The sequence below is a fragment of the Rhodomicrobium udaipurense JA643 genome (genome assembly GCF_000636015.1).
Taxonomy (GTDB): Bacteria; Pseudomonadota; Alphaproteobacteria; order Rhizobiales; family Rhodomicrobiaceae; genus Rhodomicrobium; species Rhodomicrobium udaipurense.
This window is the reverse complement of record NZ_JFZJ01000170.1, coordinates 1-5,366: the sequence shown is the minus strand read 5'-3', so window position 1 is coordinate 5,366 and position 5,366 is coordinate 1. Positions and strand designations below refer to the sequence as shown.

Here is a 5,366-nt window from a genome sequence, read left to right as displayed (position 1 = left end):
GGCGGCGCGGAGCTTCCCGAACGGCTGAGGCAGGAACTGCTGACGACGGCGGGCGTTCATGCGGTTTCGGTGCGGCGGTCGGAAGTGCGCCGTCTCGTTCTCGGCATGCCGGACGAGAAGCCCGTGGCGGAAGTCTTCGATCTCCGTGACAGGAGCATCATGTCGCTGATCCCCGATGCGCTGAACGCCTTGGCGGCGCCGCCGGGCAGGCTGATCCGTGTCATCGCCGCGCCGGACATCCTCCGTGCTGGTGAGGAAATCGACGTCGTCATCGACGAGACGCCGCTCAGAGCGGCGGAGTGGCGCTATGCCCGCAACATCTTCTGGCTGTCGATTATCATTGCCATCATGACGTCAGCCGCCGTTTACCTCGCGCTGTCGAAGCTCCTCGTTGCGCCGATGATGCGCATCACGCGCAACATGGTCGCCTATCGCGAAAACCCTGAGGATACGACGCGGATCATAACGCCGAGCGGTCGCGACGACGAAGTGGGCGTCGCCGAGAAGGAACTGGCCAACCTGCAAACGCAGCTTTCCGGGCTGCTCCGCGAGAAGGCGCGGCTCGCGAATGTCGGGCTCGCCGTCTCCAAGATCAACCACGACCTGCGCAATATTCTGGCCAGCGCGCAGCTTGTTTCGGACCGCCTTGCCACCGTGCCCGACCCTACCGTGCAGCGCTTCGTCCCGCGTCTCATCCGGGCGCTCGACCGCGCGATTACGCTTTGCACCAACACCATGAAATACGGGCGCGGCGGGGAAACGCCGCCGAACCGCAGCCGCGTGGCGCTTGCTCCTCTCGTCGGCGAGGTGACGGAAAGCCTCGGCGTCGAGGAGCTCAAGGGCGTGCGCCTGACCGTCGACATACCGCCGGAGATCGAGCTTTACGCCGACCGCGACCAGATTTTCCGCGTGCTCGCCAATCTCGCGCGGAATGCGATCGAAGCCTTGCGGGAAGCCGAGTCCGCGCCCGATGATCCTTGCGTGCAGATCAGCGCCCGCCAGGAAGGCAGGCGCGCGATCATCAAGGTGAGCGACAACGGTCCGGGCGTGCCCGCCAGGGCGCAGGAGAACCTGTTCAAGGCATTCCAGAGCGTGGCCAAGGCAGACGGCAACGGGCTCGGCCTCGTCATCAGCGCCGAACTCGTCCGCGCGCATGGCGGCGACATCCGCCTCGAAGACGCAACAAAGGGCGCGTCGTTCGTTGTGACGTTGCCGACGCCCACGGCAGCGAGGAAGCGCGCGTTCGAGAAAGTCGCGTAACCGCCAAGCCGCGCATGAGACGCGTTGGGATCTGCATCCGAAGAATGGCGCGATTTCGCCGGACATGAAGCGCTATCCCCCGGGAAGCGCCAGCGGCGTTGCTCCGCCCTCTTGCATCGCAAGCGCGGCCGCTATTTATATTTCATCGTCGTTTCCAAGGCGGGGTCTTTCGCATGCATTATTCGGCTGCCGTTCGAACGAGTTTCGTGCTTGCTGTCCTTCTCGCGCTTCCCGCCGCCGCTTTCGCGCAGGCGGTGAAAAAAGCGCCCGACACACGCGAGCAGGTCGTGTTCTCCTACGCGCCGGTGGTCAAGATGGCGGCGCCCGCTGTGGTCAACGTCTACGTCCGCCAGCGCGTGCGCCGCGACAGCGCCTTCAACAATCCGATTTTCGAGGAATTTTTCGGCCATGGCTTCGGCCGCAGCGAGCGGGCGCAGAATTCGCTCGGCTCGGGCGTGATCGTGACGCCGAACGGCGTGGTGGTCACGAACAACCATGTGGTGCAGGGCGACGCGGGCACGGAGATCAAGATTGCGCTCGCCGATGCGCGTGAGTTCGACGCGAAGGTGCTGCTCAAGGACGAGCGCACCGATCTCGCCGTCTTGCAGATCAAGGGTTCGGAGATCGAGTTTCCGTATGTGAACCTCGCTGACGCCGATCAGCTTGAAGTGGGCGACATGGTGCTCGCCATCGGCAACCCCTTCGGCGTCGGCCAGACCGTCACGAGCGGCATCGTGTCGGCGCTGGCGCGGACGCGCGTCGGCATCTCGGACTATCAGTTTTTCATCCAGACCGACGCCGCCATCAATCCCGGCAACTCTGGCGGCGCGCTCGTGGACATGCAGGGGCGGCTCGTCGGCATCAACACCGCGATCTTCTCGAAGAGCGGCGGCAGTCAGGGCATCGGCTTCGCGATCCCATCGAACATGGTTCGGCTTGTGGTGGAGTCCGCGTTGCAGGGCGGCTCCGGCGTACGGCGGCCATGGCTCGGCGCGAACATCACGGAGCTGACGCCGCAGATCGCCGACGCGGTCGGCCTAGACCGCACGACGGGCGTGCTCGTCGCCTCGGTGACGGACGGCGGCCCGGCGGCCAACGCGGGCATCCGGCCGGGCGACATCGTGCTCGCGGTGGATGGCAAGAGCGTCTCCGACGCCAACGCGTTCCAGTATCGCTTCACGACGAAGGGCACGTCCGGCGAAGTGAGCCTCGACGTGTTGCGCACCGGCACGCGCCGCAAGGTCTCAATTCCGCTCATGGTCGCGCCCGAGACGACGCCCCGCGATTTGCGCGACATCAACGGCAACAATCCGTTCGGCGGCGCGAAGGTGGCGAACCTTTCCCCCGCCGTTGCGGAAGAGCTTTCGATCAACGAGACGAGCGGCGTGGTGGTGGTCGAGACGGAGGCCTATTCGGTGGCGCGCCGCCTCGGCATCAAGGCGGGCGATGTCGTCGCCGAGATCAACGGCGAGAAGATCGAGACCACGCGCGGGCTTGAAAAGATCGTCGGCAAGGGCGCGCGCGTGTGGCGGCTGAACATCAGGCGCGGCGGCCAGACGATTCGCACCGTCATCGCGGGATAAAGTGCCGCTTCGGCGATTGCGCGGGCGCGACCTTTCCGCAAGAATGGTGTCCGCGCAGGCGACGAACCGGAGGCAACCGACGATATGGCGCTCGCTCTCGAAGACGTAACATTGAAGGCCGGGCGCGCGACGCTCCTGAAAGGCGTGTCGTTCGCCGTGGAGCCGGGCCGGCTGGTGGCTGTCCTTGGGCCGAACGGCGCGGGCAAGTCCACCGCGCTGTCGGTGCTCGCGGGCGACCTGAAGCCTCAAAGCGGTCGCGTCGTGATCGACGGTCGCGACATGGCAACGGTGGCCAAGAGTGAGCTTGCCCGGGTTCGCGCGGTCGTCGGCCAGCATGCCGCGATGAGCTTTCCGCTGACGGCTTACGAGGTGGTGGCGCTCGGTGCGCATCCCTTCGCCGGGCCGGAGCGCGACGACATCGTCGAGGAGTCGATGGCGGCGATGGACGTGCTACACCTTGCCGGGCGCGACTACCCGACGCTGTCCGGCGGCGAGCGGCAGCGCATCCAGATTGCCCGCGCGCTCGTGCAGCTTCGTCCGGCCGCGAAGAACGGCGCGCGACGTTACCTGCTGATGGATGAGCCGACCGCGCATCTCGACCTGAAGCACAAGATCCTCGCGCTCGAATGCGCCCGCGCCTTCGCGGACGCGGGCGGCGGCGTGCTATGCATTCTCCATGACCTTGGTCTCGCGCAGGAATTCTCCGACGAGATCGTGTTGCTGAAGGCGGGGGCGGTGTTCTCGGACGGCGCCTCGGGCAATACGCTGACGGGCGAGACGATTTCGGCGCTGTTTGAAATTCCGGTCTGGCGGTCGAAGTCGCTGCTTGCGACTCTGTAACGGCGCATTTGGCATCCAAATGATAACGGCCCGACTTGTGAGCCGGGCCGGTTCAATTTCACTCGCCTGCGTCGCGCCTACTTCTTTTCAGGCTGCTGCGCGGCGGATTCTTCTTCCTTTGGCGCGTCCTTCACCTGAACGTCGCCCTTGGCGTTGATCGTCACCAACGCGCCGATGTCGGCGTTTGAATTGCTGTCGTAGCTCGTCACGCGCCAGGTGACTTCATTCTCGGTGCCGTCTTCCTCGACCGCGAGGAAGGCGTTCGGCAGTTTCTTGTCCGCGATCTGCTTCACCGGAACGGTTTTGTGCACCTTTGAGGTGTTACCGTCCGCGCTGACGGACATAAGTTGCAGCACGAGATGCGCCTGCGTCGTATCGCCCGCCGGGACCGTAAGCACGGTGGCGCGGAACACGCCCGAGACATCAGCGTCCGACCATGTGCCCGCCGTTGCAACCTCAGTCACCTCAGGCGGGATTGAAAGCGTAAGTTTTTCCGCGTCTTGTGCCCGCGCGGACGAAAGTGCTAGACAGGCCACAATAATTGTTGCGGCGATTCTGGCGTACATTGAACTCTCCCAAGGAACAGCGATGCTGACCCGATCGGTACCGTGGCGCTTTTAACGGGTTGGATATGCGTCGGTTGTGACAATTGCGTGTCAGCGTGCCCAAGACCATCCTGATGACAGTTACATCATGTGACATCGAAATCAAGAACCGCGACAGCGGGTTAACACAACTTGCCGGGGGATTATAGTGGCTGGACCTAACGCACTCTCTCAGTTTCAGGCGATCTTTTCGCCAATCCATAAAGATGGTTATAAATTCGTAGGCGGCGCGGCGGCGGTAACGCTCGTCGCGTTCTACATCTGGGATACGCTCGGCTTCATCTGCCTTTTGGCAACGCTCGCGCTCGCGTTCTTCTTCCGCGACCCGAAGCGCGTCGTTCCAGATCGAGACGGCCTCGTGGTCGCGCCGTCCGACGGCACGGTGATCAGCGTCAACCCGATGCTGCCGCCCGCCGAACTCAACCTCGGCGCGGAGCCCATGACGCGGGTTTCGGTGTTTCTCTCGCTGCTCGACGTGCACGTGGCGCGCGCGCCGGTCGCGGGCCGCATCCTGACCGACGTGCATACGGACGGCATCTACAAGAACGCCGCCGCGCCGGAAGCGCCGTCGGAGAACGAGCGTCAGTCCTTCACCATCGAGACGAAGACCGGCACCAAGATCGGCGTCGTGCTGGTGTCGGGCTATGTGGCGCGCCGTATCATCACGAACGTGAAGGTCGGCGACGCGGTGACGGCGGGCGAGCGCATCGGGATCATCCGGTTCGGCAGCCGCACGGACCTTTACCTTCCGGCGGGGACGGTCTTCGTTTCGGAAGGACAGCGGATGATCGCGGGGGAAACCGTGGTTGCGGAACTCGGCTTGACGGAGCCGACACCGCGCCGCTTCGCGCGCGTTTAGAGCGCCGCCCGCGAACAGTCAGGGGAGGCGGCGCGCATAACGCCGCATCCCCTACGCTGTTTTATGAGTTGCGTTTTGCCGCCGAAAAAGCTCCCATGAAGAAATTATGACATGGGAGACAAAAAAGGTGCAGGAAGGTTGCGGCTTGCGCGCGCAGTGCCTCGCGGTTGAAGCGTGGGGCAGATCATGAAGCACCATCACGGGCGGCCCTTCACGGTG

General features: G+C 64.3%; 5 protein-coding genes. 4 read left to right on the top strand and 1 reads right to left on the bottom strand.

The annotated features are described in order from the left end of the window. The 3 genes from T281_RS16055 to T281_RS16045 all read left to right on the top strand — a co-directional run. Window positions 1-1,260 (top strand): sensor histidine kinase (locus T281_RS16055; RefSeq protein ID WP_052037594.1); only part of this gene is annotated, 1,260 nt, incomplete at its 5' end. Between the two features lie 173 nt (window positions 1,261-1,433). Then, window positions 1,434-2,843, top strand: a complete 1,410-nt coding sequence (locus T281_RS16050; RefSeq protein ID WP_037241837.1) for a Do family serine endopeptidase — start codon at window positions 1,434-1,436, stop codon at window positions 2,841-2,843. Between the two features lie 84 nt (window positions 2,844-2,927). After that, window positions 2,928-3,683, top strand: a complete 756-nt coding sequence (locus T281_RS16045) for a heme ABC transporter ATP-binding protein (RefSeq protein ID WP_037241836.1) — start codon at window positions 2,928-2,930, stop codon at window positions 3,681-3,683. A 77-nt stretch (window positions 3,684-3,760) separates the two neighbouring features. On the opposite strand, the gene T281_RS16040 is transcribed toward T281_RS16045, so the two are convergent. Beyond that, window positions 3,761-4,147 (bottom strand): hypothetical protein, encoded by a 387-nt coding sequence (locus T281_RS16040; protein ID WP_037241835.1) that lies wholly within the window; start codon window positions 4,145-4,147, stop codon window positions 3,761-3,763. Between the two features lie 289 nt (window positions 4,148-4,436). Here T281_RS16040 and T281_RS16035 point away from each other — a divergent pair, with 289 nt between their 5' ends. Continuing rightward, window positions 4,437-5,147, top strand: a complete 711-nt coding sequence (locus T281_RS16035) for a phosphatidylserine decarboxylase (protein WP_037241834.1) — start codon at window positions 4,437-4,439, stop codon at window positions 5,145-5,147. Window positions 5,148-5,366: the final 219 nt, after the last annotated feature.